Origin of the sequence: Pseudomonas sp. 10S4, assembly GCF_034344865.1 — a bacterium.
Lineage (GTDB): Bacteria > Pseudomonadota > Gammaproteobacteria > Pseudomonadales > Pseudomonadaceae > Aquipseudomonas.
The window spans coordinates 7,123,313-7,148,177 of the sequence record NZ_CP133774.1 but is presented as its reverse complement, the minus strand read 5'-3'; the positions used below and the strand labels follow the sequence as shown (position 1 = coordinate 7,148,177).

Here is a 24,865-nt window from a genome sequence, read left to right as displayed (position 1 = left end):
ATTTCGTTTATGCAGTCTCGCTAGTTGGTTAGTTGAACCGCGTTATCGTTCTTCGCGAAGGCCGCGACTCGATCCAAAGACGCGCGCCGGTTTGCCCGGACCATTCAGCAATCTGATGGAGCGTGGGTCGGGCAATATCCTTCGCTACACTCGGGGCATCTTCCCCAGAACAACAAGGCTGTTTGCTATGCAAAATCGCATGATGATCACTGGCGCGGGCTCTGGCCTGGGTCGCGAAATCGCGCTGCGCTGGGCCCGCGAAGGCTGGCAACTGGCCTTGTCGGATGTCAGCGAACCCGGCCTGCAAGAAACCCTGAAGCTGGTTCGCGAAGCGGGCGGCGACGGTTTTACCCAGCGTTGCGATGTGCGCGATTACAGCCAACTGACCGCGTTCGCCCAGGCTTGCGAAGAGAAACTGGGTGGCATCGACATCATCGTCAACAACGCCGGCGTGGCCTCGGGCGGGTTCTTCAGCGAATTGTCCCTGGAAGACTGGGACTGGCAGATCGCAATCAACCTGATGGGCGTGGTCAAGGGGTGCAAGGCCTTCCTGCCACTGCTGGAAATAAGCAAAGGCAAGATCATCAACATCGCGTCGATGGCAGCCCTGATGCAAGGCCCGGCCATGAGCAACTACAACGTGGCCAAGGCCGGAGTGGTGGCATTGTCCGAGAGCTTGCTGATCGAACTGGCGCAGCAGGAAGTCGGCGTGCATGTGGTTTGCCCGTCGTTCTTCCAGACCAACCTGCTGGATTCTTTCCGCGGCCCGACGCCGGCCATGAAAGCCCAGGTCGGCAAGTTGCTGGAAAGTTCGCCGATCACTGCCACTGACATTGCCGACTACATCTACACCCAGGTGGCCGCCGGCGAGTTCATGATCCTGCCCCACGAGCAGGGCCGCATGGCCTGGGCGATCAAGCAGAAGAACCCGCAACTGCTCTACAACGAAATGACCGTCATGGCCGACAAAATGCGCGCCAAGGCCAAACAAACCGCCAGCTGATCTTGCCCGCAGCCAGCACCGCCGTTAGGGTGGCCGCCATCGGCCATCCTCACGAGACGTCTGCATGCTCAATTACTTGTGGTTTTTCCTCGCCGCGCTGTTCGAAATCGCCGGTTGCTTCGCGTTCTGGATGTGGCTGCGCCAGGGCAAGAGTGCCTTGTGGGTTGTCCCGGCATTGCTGAGCCTGACCTTGTTCGCCCTGCTGCTGACTCGCGTCGAAGCAACCTACGCCGGCCGCGCCTATGCCGCCTACGGTGGCATCTACATCATTGCGTCCATTGGCTGGCTGGCGGTGGTCGAGCGAGTGCGTCCGCTGGGCTCGGACTGGATCGGCGTGGCGCTGTGCGTGATCGGTGCGAGTGTCATTCTGTTCGGCCCGCGCTTCTCCGCATCCTGAAGGAACGGTCCTTCATCCAGACGGTTTGCATGAAGCGTCTGTCGGGGGATTCGTCCTGTGCCGTAGGGCAGGACTGATTTGCGGCTGTCACATTGAAGCGCCGACGCACGCGGGGCATCTTCAGGGGCCAGTAACCCTGAAGGACGAATGCCATGCTTGTACTCAGTCGAGTTGTAGGCGAGTTGATTTCCATTGGTGACAACATTTCCGTGCGCATTCTGGCCGTCAATGGCGGCAGCGTACGCTTCGGCGTCGAAGCGCCGCAAAACGTCAACGTGCATCGGGCCGAGGTCTACGAACGCATCCAGACCAAACTGGCGAAAAGCAAAGGTCGTTAAGGATCAGTCGAACAGGTGCTTGGGCACATCGTGCTTGAGCATCAACTGGCACTGCTCGCTTTCCGGGTCGAAAACGATCAGCGCCTGGCCCTTGGTCAGTGCCTGGCGAACTCGCAGCACCCGGGTTTCCAGCGGTGTGTCATCACCGTTGTCCGTGCCGTCGCGGGTCACGAAATCCTCGATCAGGCGGGTCAGGGTGTCGACTTCAAGTTGGTCATAGGGGATCAGCATGGGCACCTCGGCGAAAACAATGGCGCGATGCTACGGCGAATGATGGATTGCGGCTAGCTTTGGTGTCCTGAGGTGTCTGATCTGACGCCTTCGCGGGTAAGCCTCGCGAAGGCGATTTTTCCATCAGCACAAGGCCAGGTTCAGCTATCGCTACGCTGCCCCACCAAACTGTCCACCGACGGCACCCGCGTATCGCTTTCCATCTGCGTGTCATGTTCGATCTGATGACTGAACCGGTCCAGCGAACCCTTGGCCGGTTGCGCATCGCTGGCAAACACGGGCGGGCTGAGGATGTACGCGCCGAGCAGACGACTCAGCGCCGCCAGACTGTCGATGTGAGTCCGCTCATAGCCGTGAGTCGCATCGCAGCCAAACGCCAGCAACGCTGTGCGAATGTCATGCCCGGCGGTCACCGCCGAATGGGCATCGCTGAAGTAGTAACGGAACAGGTCACGGCGCACTGGCAATTCGTTGTCACTGGCCAGGCGCAGCAGGTGCCGCGACAGGTGATAGTCATACGGCCCGCCGGAATCCTGCATCGCCACGCTCACCGCGTGTTCGCTGGAATGCTGGCCGGGTGCGACCGGCGCGATGTCGATGCCGACGAATTCGCTGACATCCCACGGTAACGCTGCCGCCGCGCCACTGCCGGTTTCCTCGGTGATGGTGAACAGCGGATGGCAGTCGATCATCAACTCTTCGCCGCTGTCGACAATCGCCTTCATCGCGGCCAACAGGGCCGCAACCCCGGCCTTGTCGTCGAGATGGCGAGCGCTGATGTGGCCGCTTTCGGTGAATTCCGGCAACGGGTCGAACGCCACGAAATCGCCGACGCTAATGCCTAGAGAGTCGCAATCGGCGCGAGTGGCGCAGTAGGCGTCCAGCCGTAATTCGATGTGGTCCCAACTGATCGGCATTTCATCCACTGCGGTATTGAACGCATGCCCGGAAGCCATCAAGGGCAACACGCTGCCACGGATCACGCCATTGTCGGTAAACAGGCTGACTCGGCTGCCCTCGGCAAAACGGCTGGACCAGCAGCCGACCGGTGTCCAGGGTCAGGCGCCCGTTGTCCTTCACCGCCCGAACGGCTGCGCCGATGGTGTCCAGGTGAGCGGATACCGCGCGGTCCGGGCTGTTCTTCTTGCCCTTGAGGGTGGCGCGGATAGTACCGCGCCGGGTCATTTCGAACGGAATGCCCAGCTCTTCGAGCCGCTCGGCGACGTAACGCACGATGGTGTCGGTGAACCCGGTCGGGCTGGGAATAGCGAGCATTTCCAGCAGGACCTTTTGCAGGTAGTTGAGATCCGGTTCGGGAATTTTGCTGGTCATGGAAACTCCTGATGAGTAACGAACATCGATGGTTTCGATGAAGGGAAAAACAATTGTTGCCTGGGCTGACGCCTTCGCGAGCAAGCCAGTCCAGGCGCTACATCGCTAGGAAACCGCCGGCTGACTGTGCGGAAACAACAAATCCACAAACCGCTCCGCCGTCGGCTGCGGTTCATGATTGGCCAGGCCGGCGCGCTCGTTGGCTTCGATAAACACATACTCCGGCTGGTCGGCGGCCGGCACCATCAGGTCGAGTCCGACCATCGGGATATCCAGCGCCCGCGCCGCACGCACGGCGGCATCCACCAGTGTCGGGTGAAGGATCGCGGTGACATCCTCAAGCACGCCGCCGGTATGAAGATTCGCCGTACGCCGTACGAACAGATGCTCTCCGGCCGGCAGAATGCTGCTGTAGTCGTAACCCGCCGCGTGCAGGGTGCGCTGGGTTTCGTGGTCCTGCGGGATCTTGCTTTCACCGCCGGTGGCCGCCTGACGTCGACGGCTTTGGGCTTCGATCAGCGCACCGATTGAATGCTGCCCATCGCCAACCACTTCCGCCGGACGCCGAATCGCTGCGGCGACCACCTCAAAGCCAATCACTACAATTCGCAGGTCCAGACCTTCGTGGAAGCTTTCCAGCAACACCCGAGTGTCGAACTGACGCGCCGCGTCGATGGCTTGCTGGACCTCTTCGATCGTCTGCAAATCCACCGCCACACCCTGGCCCTGTTCACCGTCCAGCGGCTTGACCACCACCCGTTGGTGCTCGTCGAGAAACGCCAGGTTGTCGTCGGCATTACCGGCCAGTTGCTGGGAGGGCAGGGTTAGACCGGCCGCTTTCAACACCTTGTGGGTCAGGCTTTTGTCCTGGCACAGGCTCATGCTGATGGCGCTGGTCAGGTCGCTCAGGGATTCGCGGCAACGCACCCGGCGCCCGCCATGACTGAGGGTAAACATCCCGGCGTCAGCGTCGTCGACCTGTACATCAATGCCGCGACGGTGAGCTTCTTCGACGATGATCCGCGCATAAGGATTGAATTCAGCCTCAGGCCCCGGCCCAAGGAACAACGGCTGATTAATGCCGTTCTTGCGCTTGATGGCGAAGGTCGACAAGTTGCGAAAACCGAGCTTGGCGTAAAGACTTTTCGCTTGGTGGTTGTCGTGCAACACGGACAGGTCCAGGTAGCTGAGCCCACGACTCATGAAGTGCTCGATCAAATGCCGCACCAATACTTCGCCGACGCCGGGCCGCGAGCAGTGTGGGTCAACCGCCAGGCACCAGAGGCTGCTGCCGTTTTCCGGATCGTTGTAGGCCTTATGATGATTGAGGCCCATGACGCTGCCGATGATCACGCCGCTGTCCTCGTCTTCGGCCAGCCAATACACCGGGCCGCCCTGATGACGTGGGGTCAGCAACGACGCGTCGATCGGTAGCATGCCGCGGGCCTGATACAGAACATTGATCGCCTGCCAGTCCGCCTCGCTCTGCGCCCGGCGAATCCGGAAGCCGCGAAACACTCGGGTCGCCTGGCGGTAATCGCTGAACCACAGGCGCAAAGTGTCCGACGGGTCGAGAAACAACTGCGCCGGTTCCAGCCCCAAAACCTGCTGGGGCGCGGCGACATACAGCGCGATGTCGCGCTCGCCGGGCTGCTCGTTGAGCAACTCCTGGGCGATGCTCGCGGCATCGGGAAAGGTATGGCCGATCAGCAGCCGGCCCCAACCGCAATGCACCGCAATCGGTGCCGCGCCGAGTTCACTGCCGTCCTCGGCCAGGTCACGCCTGCAAGCGTTCGTAGGAGGGTGACTGGCCGCGCAACAAGCGTTGGCTGTAAGCCGTGGCGTGGGGTTTCATCAATCAGATTCCTTGTTCACTGAGCCACAGGTTCAGCGCCGCCAATTGCCACAGCTTGGAGCCGCGCAACGGGGTCAACTGGCCTTGCGGATCGGTGAGGCGGTCGAGCATGGCCGGGTTGAACAGGCCGCGATCCTGGCTTGGATCGAGCAGCAGTTCGCGCACCCAGTTCAGCGTATCGCCCTGTAAGTGCTTGAGACCGGGCACCGGGAAGTAGCCCTTTTTACGGTCGATCACTTCGCTTGGAATGACCAGTCGTGCCGCTTCTTTCAAGACCTGTTTACCGCCGTCCGGCAGTTTGAATTTGCCAGGCACGCGGGCCGACAACTCCACCAGGCGATAGTCGAGAAACGGTGTTCGCGCTTCCAGGCCCCAGGCCATGGTCATGTTGTCGACGCGTTTGACTGGGTCGTCCACCAGCATGATCGTGCTGTCCAGCCGCAGGGCTTTGTCCACTGCCGCATCGGCGCCGGGTTGTGCGAAATGCTCCTTCACGAAGTCGCCCGCGGCATCGTTGGCCGTCAGCCATTTCGGCTGCACAGTGGCGGCGTAGTCTTCGTAGCTGAGGTCGAAAAATGCATCGCGATAGGCCGTATACGGATCGGCCGCGCCATCCACTTGCGGGTACCAGTGATAACCGGCGAACAACTCGTCCGCGCCCTGGCCGCTTTGCACAACCTTGCAGTGCTTGGCCACTTCACGGGACAACAGATAGAAGGCGATGCAGTCATGGCTGACCATCGGCTCGCTCATGGCGCGGAACGCCGCGGGCAGTTGCTCGATGATTTCGCTCTCCTGGATGCGCAACTGGTGATGCTGGGTGCCGTAGTGCTTGGCGATCAGGTCCGAATACTGGAACTCGTCGCCGCGCTCGCCGCCGAGCATCCTGGAAACCGATGGAAAAGGTCGACAGGTTCTCGACGCCGACTTCGCGGAGTAAACCGACCAACAGGCTCGAATCGACACCGCCGGACAGCAGCACGCCGACATCTACCGCCGCCCGCTGACGAATCGCCACCGCATCACGAGTGCTGTCGAGCACCCGGTCGCGCCAGTCTTCGAGCGTCAGGTTCATCTCGTCGGCGTGGGGGCCGTAGGGCAGGGTCCACCAGGTTTTCTGCTCGGTGGTGCCGTCGGCCTCGATGCGCATCCAGGTCGCTGGCGGCAGTTTTTCAATGCCGGCGATCAACGTGCGCGGGGCCGGGACCACCGCGTGGAAATTCAGGTAATGGTTCAGCGCCACCGGGTCGAGCATCGGGCTGATATCGCCACCCTTGAGCAGCGCCGGCAAGGCCGAGGCAAAGCGCAAACGCTGGCCGGTGCGCGACAGGTAGAGCGGTTTCACACCGAGACGGTCGCGAGCGATGAACAGCCGTTTGGCGTCGCGCTCCCAGATGGCGAAGGCGAACATGCCGTTGAGTTTGGGCAGCAGTGCTTCGCCCCAGGCGTGATAGCCCTTGAGCAGCACTTCGGTGTCGCCGCCGGAATAGAAGGCATAACCAAGGCTTTCAAGCTCGGTGCGCAGTTCCGGGAAGTTGTAGATCGCGCCGTTGAAGGCCAGGGACAAGCCCAGTTGGTTGTCGATCATTGGCTGCGCCGAGCCGTCCGACAGGTCCATGATTTTCAGGCGACGATGGCCCAGGGCAATCGGCCCTTGGGCATGAAAGCCCCACGCATCCGGGCCACGGGGGCCAGGTGATGGGTGATTCGCTCAACCGCTGCGAGGTCGGCAGGTTGATGATCAAAGCGTAACTCGCCAGCTAATCCACACATAAAGTCCTTACCGGTTTTTCCGTTGGGGAGGGTCAATCAAAACCGCGCCAAAACGGCGGGTACTCTGAAACTGACCTGGTGGATTGATGGGAGTTTTAGATCGATCGGTTATAAGCCGTGAGGCTGGGCTATCGCGGACGGCAGGCACAGGGGCGCTCGCCGACCAGGGTATTTGCGCGATACCGCAGCTGTGATCAGGCCCCGCGGATCAACCGGCGCAAGGCAAAGCGGTTGGGGTGGCAGGCTTCAGCCACGCTGCGCGGCAACGGCAACGGTTCGTTATCCAGCCATGCCGCCAGCAACTCACCGGACAGCGGGGCGGTGATCAAGCCTCGTGAACCATGACCGCTGTTGACGTATAAACCGTCGAGCCATGGGCACTGGACATTCGGCACTTGACGGGCGTCCTTGCCGAGGGCGGCATAGGCCTGGTTGAACGCTTGGCCGTCGGCCAGAGGCCCGACGATGGGCAGGTAATCGGGGCTGGTGCAACGGAATGCGGCGCGGCCCTGAAGTTGCTCCGGGTCGAGTTGCTCGGCGTGCAGGCGGCTGACCAGATCGCTGGATATTTCTTCCAGTAGCTGCAGATTGCCCAAGTGCTCGGCAGTGGTCGGCGTCAGGTCGTCGCTGTTGAAATCGAAGCTGGCGCCCAGGGTGTGTTCGCCCAGGCGTGCTGGTGCCACGTAACCTTCGGCGCAGACCACCGTAGCCAGGCTCTGGCTCTCGGTGGTTTGCGCCAATCGGGTGATTTGCCCGCGAATGCGTTTGAGCGGCAAGTCGGCACTTTGCGCAAAACGTTTGATCTCGGCGGCACCGGCCAGCACCACGACCGGGGCACTGGCGAGCAAGGTGTCGCCGTCCCAGGCTTGCCATTGGTCATCCACCTTGCGTAGCTCCAACACATCGCGATGAGTCAGCAGTTGAACATTGGGTTGCGTGGCTTGCCACTGGCACAGCGCCGGAGGATGAACCCAGCCGCCTTCGGGATAGAACAATCCGCCGTGGGCCAACGCGATGCCGGCTTGAGCCTGGGCCTGTGGCTGGTCCAGCAAATGCAGCAGGTCAGCAGGAAACGCCGCCGCCAATTGCGCCTGACGCTCGGCTTCCTTGGCATTAAACGCCAGTTGCAACACGCCGCAACCGTCCCAGTCGACGCCGCGATGCAGGTGTTCGAGCACGCGCCGGGTATGCCCGAAACCGCTGACAATCAGTTGCGACAATGCGGTGCCGTGGGCCGAGAGTTTGAGGTACAGCACGCCTTGCGGATTGCCCGAGGCTTCCTGGGCGATGTCGGCGTGACGTTCCAGCAAACTCACCTGCCAGCCCCGTGCTGCCAGGCTCGCAGCGCTGGCACAACCGGCGAGGCCGGCGCCGATCACCAAGGCGCGGCGTTCGCCTTCAGGTCGAGGCGGGCGAGCGAACCACGGCTTGGCCGGTGTCGGTGTCGCCACCTCGGCCGGCCAGCCGATAAAGGCACCCCGAAGGATTTCCCATTTGTGCCCGATGCCCGGCGTGCGCTTCATCTTGAAGCCTGCCGCATTGAGTAATCGACGCACCCAGCCCGTGCTGGTGAAGGTACTGATGGTCGAGTCGGGTGCGGCCAGGCGCGCCAGTTCGGCAAACAGTTCGGCGGTCCACATGTCGGGGTTTTTCGCCGGGGCGAAACCGTCGAGAAACCACGCATCGATCTGCGCATCCAGCTGCGGCAATTGTTCCAGCGCATCGCCAATCAGCAGCGTCAGGGTCACGCGGCCGTTATCCAGAATCAGGCGTTGAAAGCCCTGATGGATCGCCACGTACTGGGCCAGCAGTTGATCGGCGAACGGTTTCAGTTCTGGCCACAACGCCAGCGCCCGCTTCAGGTCAGGGGCGGTCAACGGGTACTTTTCCACGCTGACAAAATGCAGTCGTGCACCGGCCACGGCCTGCTCTTCAAACAGTTGCCAGGCACACAGGAAGTTCAGCCCGGTGCCGAAACCGGTCTCGCCAATCACCAGTCGACCGTCCGCAGGCAACGCGGCAAAACGTTCCTTCAGGCGGTTTTGCTCGATGAACACGTAGCGGGTTTCCTCAAGCCCTGACAGGTCGGAGAAATACACATCATCGAACACCCGCGAATACGGGCGACCCTGATCGTCCCAGTCGAGCTGGGCGTTAGGCATTACAGGTTTCATGGCAGGCTCGGCAACGGCAAGGCGGGCATTCTAGCTGATCAGGGCTTGTGTGCTTGATCCATGGCAAGCCTTGATGACGAGATGTCAGGGAACATCCGCGATTGGGTTTGAAAGCTTTTGTGGCGAGGGAGCTTGCTCCCGCTGGGGCGCGAAGCGGCCCTCAAACCAGACGACTCGATTTATCAGGTAAATCGAGTTGGCTGATTTCACGACTGCTTCGCAGCCGAGCGGGAGCAAGCTCCCTCGCCACAAAAGCCAAAAGCCCCACGCAACAGGGAATTTCTCTGATGATCACCAGCCCAATCCGCTAGTCTTGCTCAATCTTGGAAGGGAGCCGCCCATGTTCGAATCTGCCGAAATCGGTCACGCCGTCGACAAAGAATCCTACGACGCTGAAGTGCCGGCCCTGCGTGAAGCCTTGCTTGAAGCGCAGTTCGAACTGCAGCAGCAAAAGCGTTTTCCGGTGATCATTTTGATCAACGGTATCGAAGGCGCTGGCAAGGGCGAGACGGTCAAGTTGCTCAACGAATGGATGGACCCGCGCCTGATCGAGGTCCGCACCTTCGACCAGCAAACCGACGAAGAACTGGCGCGGCCACCGGCCTGGCGCTACTGGCGGATGCTCCCGGCCAAGGGTCGCATGGGTATTTTCTTTGGCAACTGGTACAGCCAGATGCTGCAAGGGCGAGTCCATGGCGATTTCAAGAACGCGGTGCTGGACCAGGCGATCAACCAGTCCGAACGCCTGGAGAAAATGCTCTGCGATGAAGGCGCGCTGATCTTCAAGTTCTGGTTCCATCTCTCCAAGCAGCAAATGAAGGCGCGCCTCAAGGCGCTCGCCGACGACCCGCTGCACAGTTGGCGCATCAGCCCGCTGGACTGGCAGCAATCGCAAACCTACGACAAATTTGTGAAGTTCGGCGAGCGGGTGTTACGCCGCACCAGTCGCGACTATGCGCCGTGGCATGTGGTTGAAGGTGTAGACCCGTATTACCGCAGTCTGATGGTGGGCCAGATCCTTCTCGAAGGCCTGCAAAATGCGCTGAAGCGGCCCAAGGTCCATCCCGACAAAGTCAGTGCCGCGCCGCTGCCCACCCATATTGATCAGATGAACGTGCTCGACAGCCTGGATTTGACCCAGAGCCTGGAAAAGGACGATTACGAAGAACAACTGATTACCGAACAGGCACGATTCTCTGGCCTGATGCGCGACAAACGCATGCGCCAGCACGCCTTGGTGGCGGTGTTTGAAGGCAATGACGCGGCGGGCAAGGGCGGGGCTATTCGCCGGGTTGCCGCCGCACTCGATCCACGTCAATACAGCATCATCCCGATTGCCGCGCCCACTGAGGAGGAACGGGCGCAACCGTATCTCTGGCGCTTCTGGCGGTACCTCCCGGCCAAGGGTAAGTTCACGGTGTTCGATCGCTCATGGTACGGCCGGGTCCTGGTGGAGCGCATTGAGGGCTTTTGCCCGCCAGCGGACTGGCTGCGGGCTTACAGCGAGATCAACGATTTCGAAGAGCAGATTTCCGAGTCAAACGTCATCGTGGTCAAGTTCTGGCTGGCCATCGACAAGCAGACGCAACTGGAGCGCTTCCAGGCGCGGGAAGAGATTCCCTTCAAACGCTTCAAGATCACCGAGGACGACTGGCGCAACCGTGACAAGTGGGACGCCTACCGCGACGCCGTCGGTGACATGGTCGATCGCACCAGCACCGAGATCTCGCCCTGGACCCTGGTGGAAGCCAATGACAAGCGCTGGGCCCGGGTCAAAGTGTTGCGCACGATCAACCGGGCGCTGGAAGTGGCGTTCGAAAAGGCCGACAAGAAGGCCAAGAAGCACAAGCACTAAGACGATGGTTACGCATACGCCGGGTGAATGATTGTCGCGGTCGGTAATGGGGTGGACTTATGCTCGGTCCACTCTCAACCGACAACAACAATGAGGTATGCCATGCGTGAAGTGGTGATCGTCGACAGCGTACGGACCGGCCTGGCCAAATCCTTTCGCGGCAAGTTCAATATGACCCGTCCGGACGACATGGCGGCCCACTGTGTCAATGCGCTGCTCACACGCAATGACATTGACCCGGCCAGCGTCGAGGATTGCATCGTTGGCGCCGGTTCCAACGAAGGCGCCCAGGGTTACAACATCGGGCGTAACGTTGCGGTGCTGTCGCACCTGGGCATCGGCACTGCCGGCATGACCCTCAACCGTTTCTGTTCTTCAGGCTTGCAGGCCATTGCGATTGCCGCCAACCAGATCGCCTCGGGTTGCAGCGACATCATCGTCGCCGGCGGCGTCGAGTCCATCAGCCTGACGATGAAAAGCGTCAACACCGACAACCTGATCAACCCGTTGCTCAAGGAACAGGTGCCGGGCATCTACTTCCCAATGGGCCAGACCGCCGAAATCGTCGCCCGTCGCTACCACGTCAGCCGCCAAGAGCAGGATCTTTACGCGTTGCAGAGCCAGCAACGCACAGCCCAGGCTCAGGCCGCCGGGTTGTTTGATGATGAAATCGTGCCGATGGCGGTCAAGTACCGGGTCGAAGACAAGGCCACCGGCCAGGTGCAGATCCTCGATGGTGTTGTTGATCACGATGACTGCAACCGTCCTGACACCACGCTGCAAAGCCTCGCCGGTTTGAAGCCGGTGTTTGCCGAGGACGGCTCGGTGACGGCGGGCAACTCGTCGCAGCTGTCGGACGGTGCGTCGATGACCCTGGTGATGAGCCTGGAAAAAGCCCTGGAGTTGGGGCTCAAGCCTAAAGCCTTCTTCCGTGGTTTCACCGTGGCCGGTTGCGCCCCGGATGAAATGGGCATCGGCCCGGTGTTCTCGGTGCCGAAGTTGCTCAAGGCCAAGGGTTTGCAGATCGCTGATATCGACTTGTGGGAGCTCAACGAAGCGTTTGCCTCCCAGTGCCTCTACAGCCGCAATCGACTGGAAATCGACAACGCGAAATACAACGTCAACGGCGGGTCGATTTCCATTGGTCATCCGTTTGGCATGACCGGTTCGCGTCAAGTCGGGCATATCGTGCGTGAGCTACAACGGCGCAATTTGCGTTATGGCGTGGTCACCATGTGCGTCGGTGGCGGGATGGGGGCTACGGGGTTGTTTGAGGCGGTGCGTTAAATCGATAGATTTGTATTGCCTGTTGAATAGCCTTCGCGAGCAAGCCCGCTCCCACATTTAACCGCATTCTCCTGGGAGAACTCGGTTAAATGTGGGAGCGGGCTTGCTCGCGAAAGCAGCACTGCGGTCTAGTGACTGGTACTCAATAGTTGCATCCGCTCGATATACGCCTGAATCTCCCGCATCGCCGCTTCAGGGCTGTCAAACGGCCCCTCGAGGGTGTTTTCCCGAGTGCTGAAATACAACTCCCCATTCACCCTGCACAACCGGTCACTGCGAAAGTGCGTGGTAGGGGCGTTGTCCTGGGCGCGCATGCCGTACATGGCAATCTCCTGAGTGTAGGTCCTGTTTACGGATCCAATGAGCTTATGCCTGAAGTACTTGCGGCGCCTGGCGACCTGATCGACGGCACTTCGTCAATTTAGCGTTGCGACCTGCACCGTTTCATTTGCGGCCAGCGAGCAACTGCCCCTGTGTGCCTCCGGGCGCTGGGCCTAGAATGACCGCTCTCGCCATTGGGCTTCGGGGGCAGCATGCACATTTCATCAGGTCGCTGGGTTTACGGGCTGTTCCTGGCGTTGCTGACGGCCCTGCTGTGGGGAATCCTGCCGATCAAACTCAAGCAAGTGCTGCTGGTGATGGACCCGGTGACGGTGACCTGGTTTCGCTTGCTGGTGTCCGGCGGTTGCCTCTTTCTATATCTGGCGACGACCAAGCGTCTGCCGAGCCGCAAAGCGCTCGGCCCGAAGGGTGGCTGGTTGGTGCTGATGGCGGTGCTCGGCCTGGTGGGCAATTACGTTTTGTACCTGATGGGCCTAAACCTGCTCAGTCCCGGCACCGCGCAATTGGTGGTGCAGATGGGACCGATCATGTTGCTGATCGCCAGTCTGTTTGTGTTCAAGGAGCGGTTCAGCGTGGGGCAGGGGATTGGCCTGCTGGTGCTGCTGATCGGTTTCGGGCTGTTTTTCAATCAGCGCCTGAGCGAATTGCTCACCTCCCTGACTGACTACACCGCTGGCGTATTGATGGTGTTGGCGGCGTCCACGGTCTGGACCTTCTATGCGCTGGGCCAGAAGCAATTGCTGACGGTGTGGAATTCGTTGCAGGTGATGATGGTGATTTATCTGTTCTGCGCGCTACTGCTGACGCCGTGGGTGCATCCTCTGGAGGCGCTGAATCTGAGCCCGCTGCAAGGCTGGCTGCTGCTGGCGTGCTGCCTGAACACACTAATCGCTTATGGCGCATTTGCTGAAGCGTTGGCGCACTGGGAGGCTTCGCGGGTCAGCGCGACATTGGCCATTACGCCGCTGGTGACGTTTGTCGCCGTGGCACTGGCCGCATCGTTGTGGCCGGAGTACGTGCATGCCGAAACGATCAATGGCCTGGGTTATGGCGGGGCGGTGTTGGTGGTGCTCGGGTCGGCGCTGGTGGCGTTGGGGCCATCGTTGATGGCCGGGCTCAGGGCGCGGCGGACGCGGATGGCGGTCGGTCGATAGACCGCGTCATCGTTCTTCGCGGGCAAGCCACGCTCCCACAGGGGAATGCGATCACCTGTAGGCGCGAGGCTTGCCCGCGAAAACTGACTTTCAGGCGCTACACATCTCAGCCCTTGGCGCCGGCCTCCAACATATTCTCCGGCCGCACCCAGGCATCAAACTGTTCATCGGTCAGATAACGCAACTGCAACGCCGCCTCACGCAAGGTCAGTCCTTCGGCGTAAGCCTTCTTGGCAATCTCGGCGGACTTGTCGTAACCAATGTGCGGGTTCAACGCGGTCACCAGCATCAAGCCACGTTCCAGGTGTTCCGCCATTTTCGCTGCATCCGGTTCCAGCCCGGCGATGCAATGCTGCTGGAAGTTGCTGCAACCATCGCCCAGCAGGCGAATCGATTGCAGCAAATTGTGGATGATCACCGGTTTGAACACGTTCAATTGCAGGTGCCCCTGACTCGCAGCAAAGCCGATGGCGACGTCGTTGCCCATCACTTGGCAAGCCAGCATCGACAAGGCTTCGCACTGGGTCGGGTTGACCTTGCCAGGCATGATCGAACTGCCTGGCTCGTTGGCCGGCAGTTTCACTTCAGCGATACCGGCGCGTGGTCCGGAGCCGAGTAAACGCAGGTCGTTGGCGATTTTCATCAGCGTCACGGCGAGGGTTTTCAGCGCTCCCGACAGCGTCGTCAGCGGTTCGTGGCCGGCGAGCGCGGCGAATTTGTTTGGCGCAGTGACGAATGGCAGGCCGGAGAGCGCGGCCAGTTCGGCGGCGATCGCCTCGCCAAAGCCGTGAGGCGAGTTCAGCCCGGTGCCGACAGCGGTGCCGCCCTGCGCGAGTTCACACACGGCTGGCAGTGCGCTGCGGATCGCCCGCTCGGCGTAATCCAATTGTGCGATGTACGCGGACAGTTCCTGGCCAAAGGTGATCGGCGTGGCGTCCATCATGTGGGTACGCCCGGTCTTGACCAGTTTCATGTGCCGGGCCGACAGCTCGGCCAGCCCGCCAGACAACTCATTGATCGACGGCAGCAAATGCTGCTGCACCGCTTGAACGGTGGCGATATGCATGGCGGTAGGGAAGCAATCGTTGGAGCTTTGGGAGCGGTTGACGTGATCGTTGGGGTGTACCGGCGACTTGCCGCCGCGGGCGTTGCCGGCCAGTTCGTTGGCGCGACCGGCGATCACTTCGTTGACGTTCATGTTGCTCTGGGTGCCACTGCCGGTCTGCCAGACCACCAGCGGGAACTGATCGTCGTGGTTGCCGTCGAGTACTTCGTCGGCCGCTTGCTCGATCAACCGGGCGATGTCCGCGGGCAAGTCGCCGTTGCGGTCGTTGACCCGGGCCGCGGCTTTCTTGATCAGCGCCAGGGCGTGCAGCACAGCCAGGGGCATGCGTTCCTGACCGATGGCGAAGTTGATCAGCGAACGTTGGGTCTGGGCGCCCCAGTAGGCGTCATCCGGGACGTTCACTTCACCAAGGCTGTCGGTTTCGATACGGCTCATCGGTCACACTCCTGTAGGTCTGATTGCGCAGTTTAGGCCGTGTTCGGCAGCAGTGGTTCCATCAGTCTGTTTTTTGACCACTGAGCCTTAGAAATCAAGCCCCATAAGGGGTGGGGGTTGAGCCATGACGTTTTTTAGGCGCAGAATGGTCGCCCTTGGGGTTTTACCTCGCCTGCTAGAAAAGGAAACTCGATGACTCGTCTTCGTGCCATCTGTACCGCGGTTGCACTGGTTTGCGCCAGCGGCCAGGTTTTTGCCGATACCGCCAGCCACAACGCCAGTGCCGAAGCTTTCCTGACCCTGGCGCACGCTGACAAATTGGGCACTCCGGTGTACATGCAAGTGCAGCAAATGTTCGCTCAGCGCTTTGAGCAAACCAAAGCCCCTGAATCGAAAAAAGCCCTGCTGGATACCTACCAGGCCAAGGCCAACGCCGCGCTGGACGCAGCCATTGGCTGGAACAAGCTGAAGCCGGACATGGTCAAGCTCTACACCACCAACTTCAGCGAATCCGAGCTGAAAGATCTGGTTGCGTTCTACCAGTCGCCACTGGGTAAAAAAGTCCTGGAAAAAATGCCGCAGCTGACTCAGCAATCGGCCCAGATGACTCAAGCCAAGCTCGAAAGCGCAGTGCCTGTGGTCAACAAACTGCTGGATGACATGACCAACGAGCTGGTGCCTAAAGGCGCCGCTGCTCCAGCTGTCAAGAAAAAGCCTTAAGCGGAGTTCGGTATGACCATGCAACAACGCATCGAGTCGACGTTGGGGCTGTTGCAGCCCGAGCACCTGCAAGTGCTGGATGAAAGCCACATGCACAGCCGTGGGTTGCAAACCCACTTCAAGGCTGTGGTGGTCAGTCAGCAGTTCGAAGGTCTCAATCGCGTCAAGCGTCACCAGAAGGTCTACGGCACTCTGGGTGAGCTGATGGGTGAGTTTCATGCGTTGGCGCTGCATACCTACACGCCTGAAGAATGGGCACAGATCGACGCGGCCCCGGCCTCGCCGACCTGTGCTGGCGGTAGCACGCATTAAGGTAGTGGGCTGATGGGCTGATGGGCTGTTGTGGCGAGGGAGCTTGTTGTGGCGAGGGGGCTTGCCCCCGTTCGGCTGCGAAGCAGTCGTAAAACCGGCAAACTCGGTTGGACAGATGCACCGAGGTGATCCCTGTATTTTCAGGGCCGCTTCGCGACCCAACGGGGCAAGCCCCCTCGCCACAAGCAAGCTCCCTCGCCACAAAGGCATCTCGCAGTCCTAAAACCACACCGTTTTTGCTAGAATCCGCAACGCGCCGCTTACCCGGCGCGTTTTTTTCGCATCCGGTTCACCCCTTACGAGGGTAGCCACCTGGAGAATCACCCATGACACAACAGATTGTCGTGGCGGCACTTTATAAGTTCGTCACCCTGGAAAACTACGTTGAGCTGCGCGAGCCACTGCTGCAAGCGATGGTCGACAACGGCGTCAAAGGCACGCTGCTGATCGCCGAAGAAGGCATCAACGGCACCGTCTCCGGCAGCCGCGAAGGCATTGACGGGCTGATGGCCTGGCTCAAGAACGACCCGCGCATGGACGATATCGATCACAAAGAATCGTACTGCGACGACCAGCCGTTCTACCGCACCAAAGTCAAACTCAAGAAAGAAATCGTCACCCTCGGCGTCGAAGGCGTGGACCCGAACAAAAAGGTCGGCACCTACGTCGATCCAGAGAACTGGAACGCGCTGATCAGTGATCCGGAAGTCCTGTTGATCGACACCCGCAACGACTACGAAGTCGCGATTGGCACCTTCGAAGGCGCCATCGATCCGAAAACCACCAGTTTTCGCGAGTTCCCCGACTACATCAAAGAACACTTCGACCCGGCCGTGCACAAAAAAGTCGCGATGTTCTGCACCGGCGGCATTCGTTGCGAGAAGGCTTCGAGCTACATGCTCAGCCAGGGCTTCGATGAGGTCTACCACCTCAAGGGCGGGATTCTGAAGTACCTCGAAGAGGTGCCGCAGGAAGAAACCAAGTGGCAGGGCGACTGCTTTGTGTTCGATAACCGCGTGACCGTGCGCCACGACCTGAGCGAAGGCGACTACGATCAATGTCATGCCTGTCGTACACCGATCAGCGCCTGCGACCGCGCATCCGAGCACTACGTGGCCGGCATCAGTTGCCCGCATTGCTGGGATAAGCTGAGCGAGAAAACCCGTCGCAGCGCCATCGACCGGCAGAAGCAGATCGAACTGGCCAAGGCGCGCAACCTGCCGCACCCGATTGGTTACAACTACAAGCAATCACCTTCCGAGGCTTGAATCCATGTCTGCCCGCCTGCTCTATGTGATGGACCCGATGTGTTCCTGGTGCTGGGGTTTTGCGCCGGTGGCCGAAGCGCTGGTCGAGCAGGCGCAGGCGGCAGGGGTGGAGTTGCATCTGGTTGTAGGCGGCTTGCGCACCGGCAGTGGCGCGGCTCTGGAGCCGACCACCCGGCGCTACATCCTTGAGCACTGGCAGGCGGTCACCGAGGCTACCGGTCAGCCGTTCAAGCTCGACGGCGCGCTGCCTGAGGGCTTTGTCTACGACACCGAGCCTGCTTGCCGGGCCTTGGTGACGGCGCGCAGCCTGGCGCCGGATTGCGCCTGGACGCTGCTGGGGCTGATTCAACACGCGTTTTACGCCGAAGGGCGCGACGTCACTCATGCCAGCGTGCTGGTGGAGTTGGCGGAGCAGGCCGGTGTGCCGCGTATCGAGTTCGCCGCCGCATTCGACCGCGCCGATCAACACGCCGCCACCGCGGCCGATTTCACCTGGGTTCAGGACCTCGGCATTGCCGGGTTCCCGACCTTGCTGGCCGAACGTGATGGTCAACTGGCGTTACTGACCAACGGCTATCAGCCGCTGAGTGTCCTGTCACCGCTGCTCGGCCGCTGGCTGGAGCGCGCTGCCTGTGCATGACCTGCCCGATGACGCCCCAACTCCACCGCGTGTCGATCGACTGAGCTGGGCGGAAATCCGTCGACTGGCCCTGCATCACAAGAAATCCCTGTGGATCGCCAACGGCGTCGCCGTTCTGGCGACCCTGTGCAGCGTGCCGATTCCCTTGCTTTTGCCGTTGCTGGTGGACGAAGTGTTGCTGGGTCACGGCGACTCGGCCCTGAAGATCATGAACCACGCACTGCCCGATGCCTGGCAGAAAGCCGCCGGCTATATCGGGTTGATGCTGCTCGTGACGTTTACCCTGCGTTGTGCGGCATTGCTGTTCAACGTGGTGCAGGCGAAGTTGTTTGCAGGTTTGGCCAAGGACATCGTTTATCGGATCCGTGTGCGGCTGATCGAACGTCTCAAGCGTATTTCCCTGGGCGAATACGAAAGCCTGGGCAGCGGCACGGTGACCACGCACCTGGTTACCGACCTGGACACCCTCGACAAGTTTGTCGGCGAAACCCTCAGTCGTTTCCTCGTGGCGATGCTGACCCTGGTCGGCACCGCGAGCATTTTGTTCTGGATGCACTGGAAACTGGCGCTGCTGATCATGCTGTTCAACCCGCTGGTGATCTACGCCACGGTGCAACTGGGTAAGCGGGTCAAGCACCTGAAGAAGCTGGAGAACGACAGCACCTCGCGCTTCACCCAGGCGTTGACCGAAACCCTGGATTCGATTCAGGAAGTGCGCGCTGGCAACCGTCAGGGCTTCTTCCTCGGACGACTCGGCCAACGCGCCCGGGAAGTGCGCGACTACGCGGTGAATTCCCAGTGGAAAACCGATGCGTCGAACCGTGCCAGCGGCTTGCTGTTCCAGTTTGGTATCGATATTTTTCGCGCGGCGGCGATGCTCACCGTACTGTTCTCCGACCTGTCCATCGGCCAGATGCTCGCGGTGTTCAGCTACCTGTGGTTCATGATCGGCCCGGTGGAGCAATTGCTGAATCTGCAATACGCCTACTACGCTGCCGGTGGTGCGCTGTCACGGATCAACGAGTTGCTGGCCCGCGCCGATGAGCCGCAATACCCGGGTGGCGTCGATCCGTTCCAGGGGCGCGACACGGTGGGCATCGACGTGCAGGGCTTGAGTTTCAGTTACGGCGACGAGTTGGTGCTGGACCAGATGAACCTGACCATCGCCCCCGGTGAAAAAGTCGCGATTGTCGGCGCCAGCGGTGGCGGCAAGAGCACCCTGGTGCAGTTGCTGCTGGGCTTGTACACGCCGCTGGCCGGGACGATCCGCTTCGGCGGCTCGACCCAGCAGGAGATCGGCCTGGAAACGGTTCGGGAAAATGTCGCGGTGGTGCTGCAGCATCCGGCGTTGTTCAACGACACCGTGCGGGCGAACCTGACCATGGGCCGCGAACGCAGTGACGAAGCCTGCTGGCAGGCCCTGGAAATCGCTCAGCTCGATGGCACGGTTCGCGCCTTGCCCCAGGGCCTGGACAGTGTTGTAGGTCGTTCCGGCGTGCGCTTGTCCGGCGGGCAGCGCCAGCGTCTGGCGATTGCCCGGATGGTCCTGGCCCAACCGAAAGTGGTGATCCTCGATGAAGCCACCTCGGCCCTTGATGCCGCCACCGAATACAACCTGCACGAGGCGCTGGCGCGGTTCCTCAGCGAGCGCACCACCCTGATCATTGCCCACCGACTGTCAGCCGTTAAGCAGGCTGACCGCGTGCTGGTGTTCGATGGCGGGCGCATTGCCGAGGATGGCGACCATCAGCAATTGATTGCTGAGGGTGGTTTGTACGCCAAGCTTTACGGGCATCTGCAGCAGCTGTAAGTCATTTCCACAAGACTTGCAGCGCATTTTCCCCGCCGTCGTAGGCGAACTCCTTCATCACCACCGAGCAGGAATCACACGGCGGCATCGTCGTGGCGACGTCGACCGATTTGATCGACGTGCGATCTGGGTATTTCTTGCGAATCACGCTGATCAACTTGCTTTCACTGTCCAGCGAAGTAGGTCGGCTGGTCAGCTCCGGGCGGTAGGTGTCGATGTTGTCGATGGTGCGTGGCACGGCGAGCAGTTTCCCGTCCTCCGTAACGTTGAGGGCGGTACTGGGAAACGACTGGTTATGGTCGATATTGAAGTAGGTCGTTTCACCGACGATGACCGGATGGGTGCCCCCATTGTGCTTGAACAGCGGAAGATGCGCGGTAGCCCCCTGAGCGCCTGAAACACTGACATAGACTTCCTGCTTGCCCGCTGCAGTAGTGACTTGGGCATAGGCGATGTTCCGAGCGTTGTGGGGGCGCTGTCTACGCGGGATCAGTTTCTGGAGGCGTTGCATCGTGGCGTCGATCTTCAAGGCACTGTCTTTTCTCAGGGTAATGACCGGTTCCAGGAACAGCGTATCGAAGATTTCCGCCGTTCTCTGGCGCAAGGCCTCCGGGGCTTCCTTGCTGCGGGTCCAGGACGTGGAACCTTCTGGCAGTTTGCTGATGATCATCCGCGACCGATGATCGAACATCGCTGCCTCACCAGGGCTGGTATCGACCTTCAGCCATTTGAGCGTCTCGGGTGGGTTGGCGTGGCCGCCAATCGGAATGGCGATTTCCTCCATGGTCTTCACGGCGCGCTCAACGGAATTCAAACCATGGATTCGCACCGTGTTATTGGCGTTGAGGGACCCGGTGTAAACCACCAGCAACTCCTTCCTTACTTCGTCGGGAAGGGAGGACGCTTTCCTGAAAATCAGCGCATCGCGCAGGCTTTGACCTTTGGTGACTTCGGCAACGTAAAAGTCTCCAGCGTTCAGGCGGGTGAAAAGATAGTGTTTGGAGTCGTCTATGGCTTCGACAATCACCGCCCCTGCGTTAAAGGTATGGAAAAAATCCTGCTCGGGTGTGGGGACACGGACTTTCACCCACCCATAAATACCGGTTTGAAACTCCATCGTGGCTTCGAGGGTGGGATGTGCGGCAAGCGAGGTTCTGCTTATGGGCATTCTGTTGGGGGCTGGCGTGTAAATACTGTTTCCGAACCAGGGCGCCCAGCTTTTGGTTTCATCGAAGACCCCGAGGTGAGGTGTGGGCCCCGGTGTGCGGATGACGTAGCGGGTCTGACAAACATCCGCACCCAAGGCGCGACGTATCCGGCATGGCAACGCCTTGGGGGTGTCACCGATATCAATCTTGTCCGCTCGGCGCAGTGTGTCCCCATCCAGGCGATACGGTACGTCATCGATGAACAGGGTAGTTCGGCCGTCGACCTCAAGCACTTCAAGCACCCGGGCGTTTTCGGGGAGCTCGACAATGACGTGGCTGTGGTTTATTTCCAGGGGCGTGAACGCAGATCTTCCTGGTGAAAAATCCTTCTTCCTGGTGGTCAGTTGTGGCCCATAAGGCAGGGAGGATAAAGGATCGACCAAATAGTGTCGGGGCGAGCCAGCATGAGGAACGTTGCGCACCGGAACGTCGTCGACGGCTTTGACGGTGGCCAACTGATCACCACTGTTGAGCGGCATCCAGCGACCGGGTGTTGTCGCTTGAGCAAAGCCCTGGATGAAGTTGTACTGACCTGATACCCCGGCCAGTGTCCTGACCTTGCGAGCACCGAATTTTCCGAGCCATAAAACCCCTTTGCCGAGCGACGCAAGCAGGGTCGGCATGCCATCCAGCGGGTTCAGGTTTTGCACGGTCGAAACCAGCAGCTTGCGGGTCAGCGTGGAGAATGAGGGGAGCGTGGCCTGGCTGCCTAACCGCCCGGCCACGGAGGCGGTGCCGGCCAATTTGACCAACCTGACCGAGCCGGAAACGAATTTTCCGATGGGCAAGGCAAACGCCGTCAAGTCCATCATGAGGCCAAGCAATCCGCTGTAGATTCGATCCGTGTCCCCAGACATCAAATCCTCAATGCTGCCCCAGAACGGGATGAACGATTTCACGGTGTCGAGTTTGTTTTCGAAAGCGCTTTCGATTTCGTCGAAAGCCGTTCTGCCACGCGCTTCGGTACGGAGTTGTTTTTCATCGACGTAAAGGTGGTTCGATGAGACGAGTTGGGCAATTTCCTTGAAACGAGACCAGCCGGAGGGGTCAACGCTTTCGCCGGTTGTAGCGGAGGGCGCGAGCAGTATTGCTCCTCGTTGTTCCAGAATCGCTCGGCAGCTCGCCCCTTTTTTGGGTGCCGTACCGTTTGCATAGGCTGACCAATCCAGCGGAAGCTGTTTGCCTCGTAGAACAGGCGCATCAAACTTTTCTCCGAAGAACCAGCCTTCGAACTCTGCGGTTGTTCGAACGGCACCCGTGATGTCAAGGGTCAAATCCGGGCGTTGGCGAATCGTGCCGGCCCGCGGAAACAGCTCATAAAAATAGGTTTTACGCTCGTGGATAATCTGTAAAAGAAAGCCCATTCGAGCGGTCTTCTGCCGGATGATGTCTTCGGTTTCATCGGCTTCTCTGAGGTTTTCCGTTTCCTTTCGCAGTGCCAGCATTCTTAGCTTTCCAAGCTTGAACAACTGGCGCTCGGCCAGCGGCAGAGAGGCGATCTGGCTGATGATCAGTGATTCATAAGCCCCTTTGATCGATGCTATGTGAAGGTCGAATGCCGATTCGAACAGCTTGTTCACATCGGGCAGCTTCTTGGCTCTGGAGCTGAATATAAAAAAGCCGTTCCTGTCGTGATCAGTGGTGTTAGCCGTCACCGACGTCAGTAACTCGCGCTCATTTCCCAATTTGAATATTCGGTCTGTTTGAGATTTTCCATCGCTGCCGGTCATTCCCCAAATTTCGCCGTTGTCGAATTTTCCCCTGCGTAAACGTCCAGAAAGGTGAAAGCCTGAACACGGGGATTATCTAACAGCGGTGTACTGCGAAAGCCGCCAGCCGCGCGGGTTTTATCCTGCACGACCAATTTGCGTCCATCGCTGGTGAAGGTTTTGCTTCCGAACAGATTGGCCATCTCTTGCTTGGTCATCTTCAGTCTTTCAGGCGGGGGAACATCCAGTTCAACAATGGCTTTTTGCAGGTCCTGGCTGTGAGCATCAAGCGCTTTCGAAGCGCGTTCGAGTTCATCCTGGCTGTAATCCCGATCGGCGCGATCGGGAATGATGCCCTGGGTCACTGCCCAATGGATTGTTGGGACCAACCGCGCAAACGCAATGGCTTCCAGCTCTTCGGCAGAGGCGTCGGTCGATAGCGCCATTGGCAGATTGACCAGTTGCTGGAAAGTCTGTCGTTGAATCCAGCCCGATCCCATGGCATCGGAGAGCAAGACGCCGTGCATGAAGTTCACCCACACCACAGAACTTCTATATGGCAGTTCGGCGGGGACATCATGTACCGCAAAATCCTTCGTCAGTTGCGATTGATAGAGGCGGGCGAGAATGACCGCCTCATTGGCTGTAGCAACGCGCCGGGTGCTGAGCAAGTGGGCTTCGAATGCAATGCGGATCGACTGATAACTCTTGCCCCAATGAGCGGATTGCCGCCAGTCATAACCGGCGGTTTCTTGCGGCGCATCCCCGGAGGGAGCATGGCGATGAAGGCGGATGGCCCGGCAGACCAGTTTGGCGCGCATGGCCGGTGAGGTTTGCTCCCCGGGCTTTTCGCCGTACCAGTCCAGTGCCTTGATCAAAAGGTTCGCGAGGGCCTGAGCCTTGGGCGATTTCAGCAGTTTTTCCAGGTAGACGCTCGGTTTTGCTCGCATCGTTTCAAGCGCTACCTTAGCGTCAACCTCATCGCTCAAATAGCCGATCAACGATGTCTGTAGCGGTAAAAAATCCCGTACGGTCTCGATAATCAGGGTATTCGTCCGTTTAGCCAGATAGCGCTCAAACGTCAGCGTTTCGATCAGGTGCGGAGCGCTTTTGCGTATGGAGTCGTAGGCTTTTCGGTCTTTCGAACTCACGGGGCGTCGCAGTTCGTCAAGGTCCAGGCCATTTTCAAGTTCCAGAGAATGGCAGGCGCGTTTTTCTTCCAGGGTATCGATGACCGATTGATGCTGGGTCGCGTTCTGCGGGTCCCACGGCGCGATGCCGTAATACAGCGCCATCTGTTGAAGGGGGAACAGGCCATCGCGGCGAATCGTTCCTCCCAAAGATTGCACGGCATTGTCGAGGGCATCCTTGTAAAGACGCCATTGCGGGTTGTTGGTCGACAAGGGCGGGAGCGTTGTGGCCGCGACCCAGTTGCCGGTCGCGGAAGGGACGTTACTACTGTAGGACTCAATAACCAGTGCACTTTTGTTTTCGTTCGCATAAAGCACTTCCAGTGCCTTCAGTGCTTCTTGTGCTGTTTGGCTGTCCAGATCCATGGGGGAATAGCGACTGGGTCGCAACAACTTCATTGCCAATGTATTGGCAGGTTGTTCACGGGCGCGCATCGACGACAGCAACAGATCGTAATCTTCCAGCTGGCCTTGATGCCGTTGTGCATATGACGGTGAGGATAATTCGGTGGTGTTTGGTAATGCAGCAGACATTAATAATGATTCTCTTCGCAAAGTTGCTTGCTTAACCTGCACTTCATTGACGTACCGAAGGGCAGGACCGGCGCCCAGTTAAGCGAGTCCGAGAAGCTCTAGTGCGGTGCATATATATAGAAACCCTTTAACCGGGAGGCGGGCATTCGTGCCCGGCAACGCTCAACTGACGGCGAAGGTCGCGTTGTTCCTCTATGCTGGGATGATGCGTCTTTTTCGGTGTACGTCCTGC

General features: G+C 59.7%; 17 protein-coding genes and 3 pseudogenes. 11 read left to right on the top strand and 9 right to left on the bottom strand.

Going from position 1 to position 24,865, the window contains the following annotated elements; genetic code table 11:
* Positions 1-187: 187 nt before the first annotated feature.
* From RHM58_RS33210 to csrA, 3 genes are all read left to right on the top strand, one after another.
* The gene (locus RHM58_RS33210; protein WP_201205661.1) at positions 188-1,003 is read left to right on the top strand and encodes an SDR family oxidoreductase; all 816 of its coding nucleotides are present in this window, start codon (positions 188-190) and stop codon (positions 1,001-1,003) included.
* A gap of 64 nt (positions 1,004-1,067) precedes the next feature.
* The gene (locus RHM58_RS33205) at positions 1,068-1,400 is read left to right on the top strand and encodes a YnfA family protein (protein WP_201205659.1); all 333 of its coding nucleotides are present in this window, start codon (positions 1,068-1,070) and stop codon (positions 1,398-1,400) included.
* Positions 1,401-1,552: 152 nt separating this feature from the next.
* A complete protein-coding gene (gene csrA / locus RHM58_RS33200) occupies positions 1,553-1,738 on the top strand; it encodes a carbon storage regulator CsrA (protein ID WP_201205657.1) in 186 nt (61 codons plus the stop codon).
* 3 nt (positions 1,739-1,741) lie between these two features.
* Here the strand turns inward: csrA and RHM58_RS33195 are convergent, their stop codons facing one another.
* From RHM58_RS33195 to mnmC, 5 genes and pseudogenes are all read right to left on the bottom strand, one after another.
* The gene (locus RHM58_RS33195; RefSeq protein WP_007945785.1) at positions 1,742-1,969 is read right to left on the bottom strand and encodes a YheU family protein; all 228 of its coding nucleotides are present in this window, start codon (positions 1,967-1,969) and stop codon (positions 1,742-1,744) included.
* A 140-nt stretch (positions 1,970-2,109) separates the two neighbouring features.
* Positions 2,110-3,301, bottom strand: a pseudogene (locus RHM58_RS33190) (osmoprotectant NAGGN system M42 family peptidase).
* Between the two features lie 105 nt (positions 3,302-3,406).
* Positions 3,407-5,156, bottom strand: a pseudogene (gene ngg, locus RHM58_RS33185) (N-acetylglutaminylglutamine synthetase).
* 3 nt (positions 5,157-5,159) lie between these two features.
* Positions 5,160-6,929, bottom strand: a pseudogene (locus tag RHM58_RS33180) (N-acetylglutaminylglutamine amidotransferase).
* Positions 6,930-7,123: 194 nt separating this feature from the next.
* Positions 7,124-9,103, bottom strand: a complete 1,980-nt coding sequence (gene mnmC / locus RHM58_RS33175; protein WP_322269304.1) for a bifunctional tRNA (5-methylaminomethyl-2-thiouridine)(34)-methyltransferase MnmD/FAD-dependent 5-carboxymethylaminomethyl-2-thiouridine(34) oxidoreductase MnmC — start codon at positions 9,101-9,103, stop codon at positions 7,124-7,126.
* Positions 9,104-9,443: 340 nt separating this feature from the next.
* Here mnmC and pap point away from each other — a divergent pair, with 340 nt between their 5' ends.
* Together pap and RHM58_RS33165 are read left to right on the top strand one after the other, a co-directional pair.
* Entirely contained in the window at positions 9,444-10,958 is a 1,515-nt protein-coding gene (pap, locus tag RHM58_RS33170) for a polyphosphate:AMP phosphotransferase (RefSeq protein ID WP_322269303.1), read from the top strand.
* 102 nt (positions 10,959-11,060) lie between these two features.
* Positions 11,061-12,245, top strand: coding sequence for a thiolase family protein (locus RHM58_RS33165; protein ID WP_201205640.1), 1,185 nt, complete (start codon positions 11,061-11,063; stop codon positions 12,243-12,245).
* 128 nt (positions 12,246-12,373) lie between these two features.
* On the opposite strand, the gene RHM58_RS33160 is transcribed toward RHM58_RS33165, so the two are convergent.
* Complete coding sequence (locus RHM58_RS33160) at positions 12,374-12,568, bottom strand: DUF6316 family protein (protein WP_201191433.1); 195 nt, start codon at positions 12,566-12,568, stop codon at positions 12,374-12,376.
* Positions 12,569-12,778: 210 nt separating this feature from the next.
* Between RHM58_RS33160 and RHM58_RS33155 the strand changes: the two genes are divergently transcribed.
* Positions 12,779-13,741 carry a DMT family transporter gene (locus tag RHM58_RS33155; protein ID WP_322269302.1) on the top strand — a complete coding sequence of 321 codons (963 nt, stop codon included), beginning with the start codon at positions 12,779-12,781 and terminating at the stop codon, positions 13,739-13,741.
* Between the two features lie 106 nt (positions 13,742-13,847).
* Here RHM58_RS33155 and RHM58_RS33150 read toward each other — a convergent pair whose 3' ends face one another.
* Entirely contained in the window at positions 13,848-15,242 is a 1,395-nt protein-coding gene (locus RHM58_RS33150; protein WP_201205636.1) for a class II fumarate hydratase, read from the bottom strand.
* A 192-nt stretch (positions 15,243-15,434) separates the two neighbouring features.
* On the opposite strand from RHM58_RS33150, the gene RHM58_RS33145 reads away from it, so the two are divergent.
* The 5 genes from RHM58_RS33145 to RHM58_RS33125 all read left to right on the top strand — a co-directional run bounded on the left by RHM58_RS33145 (position 15,435) and on the right by RHM58_RS33125 (position 19,992).
* A complete protein-coding gene (locus RHM58_RS33145) occupies positions 15,435-15,962 on the top strand; it encodes a DUF2059 domain-containing protein (RefSeq protein ID WP_201191427.1) in 528 nt (175 codons plus the stop codon).
* Between the two features lie 12 nt (positions 15,963-15,974).
* Positions 15,975-16,274 carry a BolA family protein gene (locus RHM58_RS33140; protein WP_201254931.1) on the top strand — a complete coding sequence of 100 codons (300 nt, stop codon included), beginning with the start codon at positions 15,975-15,977 and terminating at the stop codon, positions 16,272-16,274.
* Between the two features lie 326 nt (positions 16,275-16,600).
* Positions 16,601-17,542 carry a rhodanese-related sulfurtransferase gene (locus RHM58_RS33135; RefSeq protein ID WP_322269300.1) on the top strand — a complete coding sequence of 314 codons (942 nt, stop codon included), beginning with the start codon at positions 16,601-16,603 and terminating at the stop codon, positions 17,540-17,542.
* Between the two features lie 37 nt (positions 17,543-17,579).
* Complete coding sequence (locus RHM58_RS33130) at positions 17,580-18,182, top strand: DsbA family protein (protein WP_201206749.1); 603 nt, start codon at positions 17,580-17,582, stop codon at positions 18,180-18,182.
* Complete coding sequence (locus RHM58_RS33125; protein ID WP_201254930.1) at positions 18,175-19,992, top strand: ABC transporter ATP-binding protein; 1,818 nt, start codon at positions 18,175-18,177, stop codon at positions 19,990-19,992. Before RHM58_RS33130 ends, RHM58_RS33125 begins: the two co-directional genes overlap by 8 nt.
* Before the next feature lies 1 nt (position 19,993).
* Here RHM58_RS33125 and RHM58_RS33120 read toward each other — a convergent pair whose 3' ends face one another.
* Both RHM58_RS33120 and RHM58_RS33115 read right to left on the bottom strand, forming a co-directional pair.
* Positions 19,994-22,930: a deaminase domain-containing protein gene (locus tag RHM58_RS33120; RefSeq protein ID WP_322269298.1), complete on the bottom strand. Its 2,937-nt coding sequence runs from the start codon at positions 22,928-22,930 to the stop codon at positions 19,994-19,996.
* Positions 22,927-24,633 carry a hypothetical protein gene (locus RHM58_RS33115; RefSeq protein ID WP_322269297.1) on the bottom strand — a complete coding sequence of 569 codons (1,707 nt, stop codon included), beginning with the start codon at positions 24,631-24,633 and terminating at the stop codon, positions 22,927-22,929. The genes RHM58_RS33120 and RHM58_RS33115 overlap by 4 nt, the downstream gene beginning before the upstream one ends.
* Between the last annotated feature and the right edge of the window lie 232 nt (positions 24,634-24,865).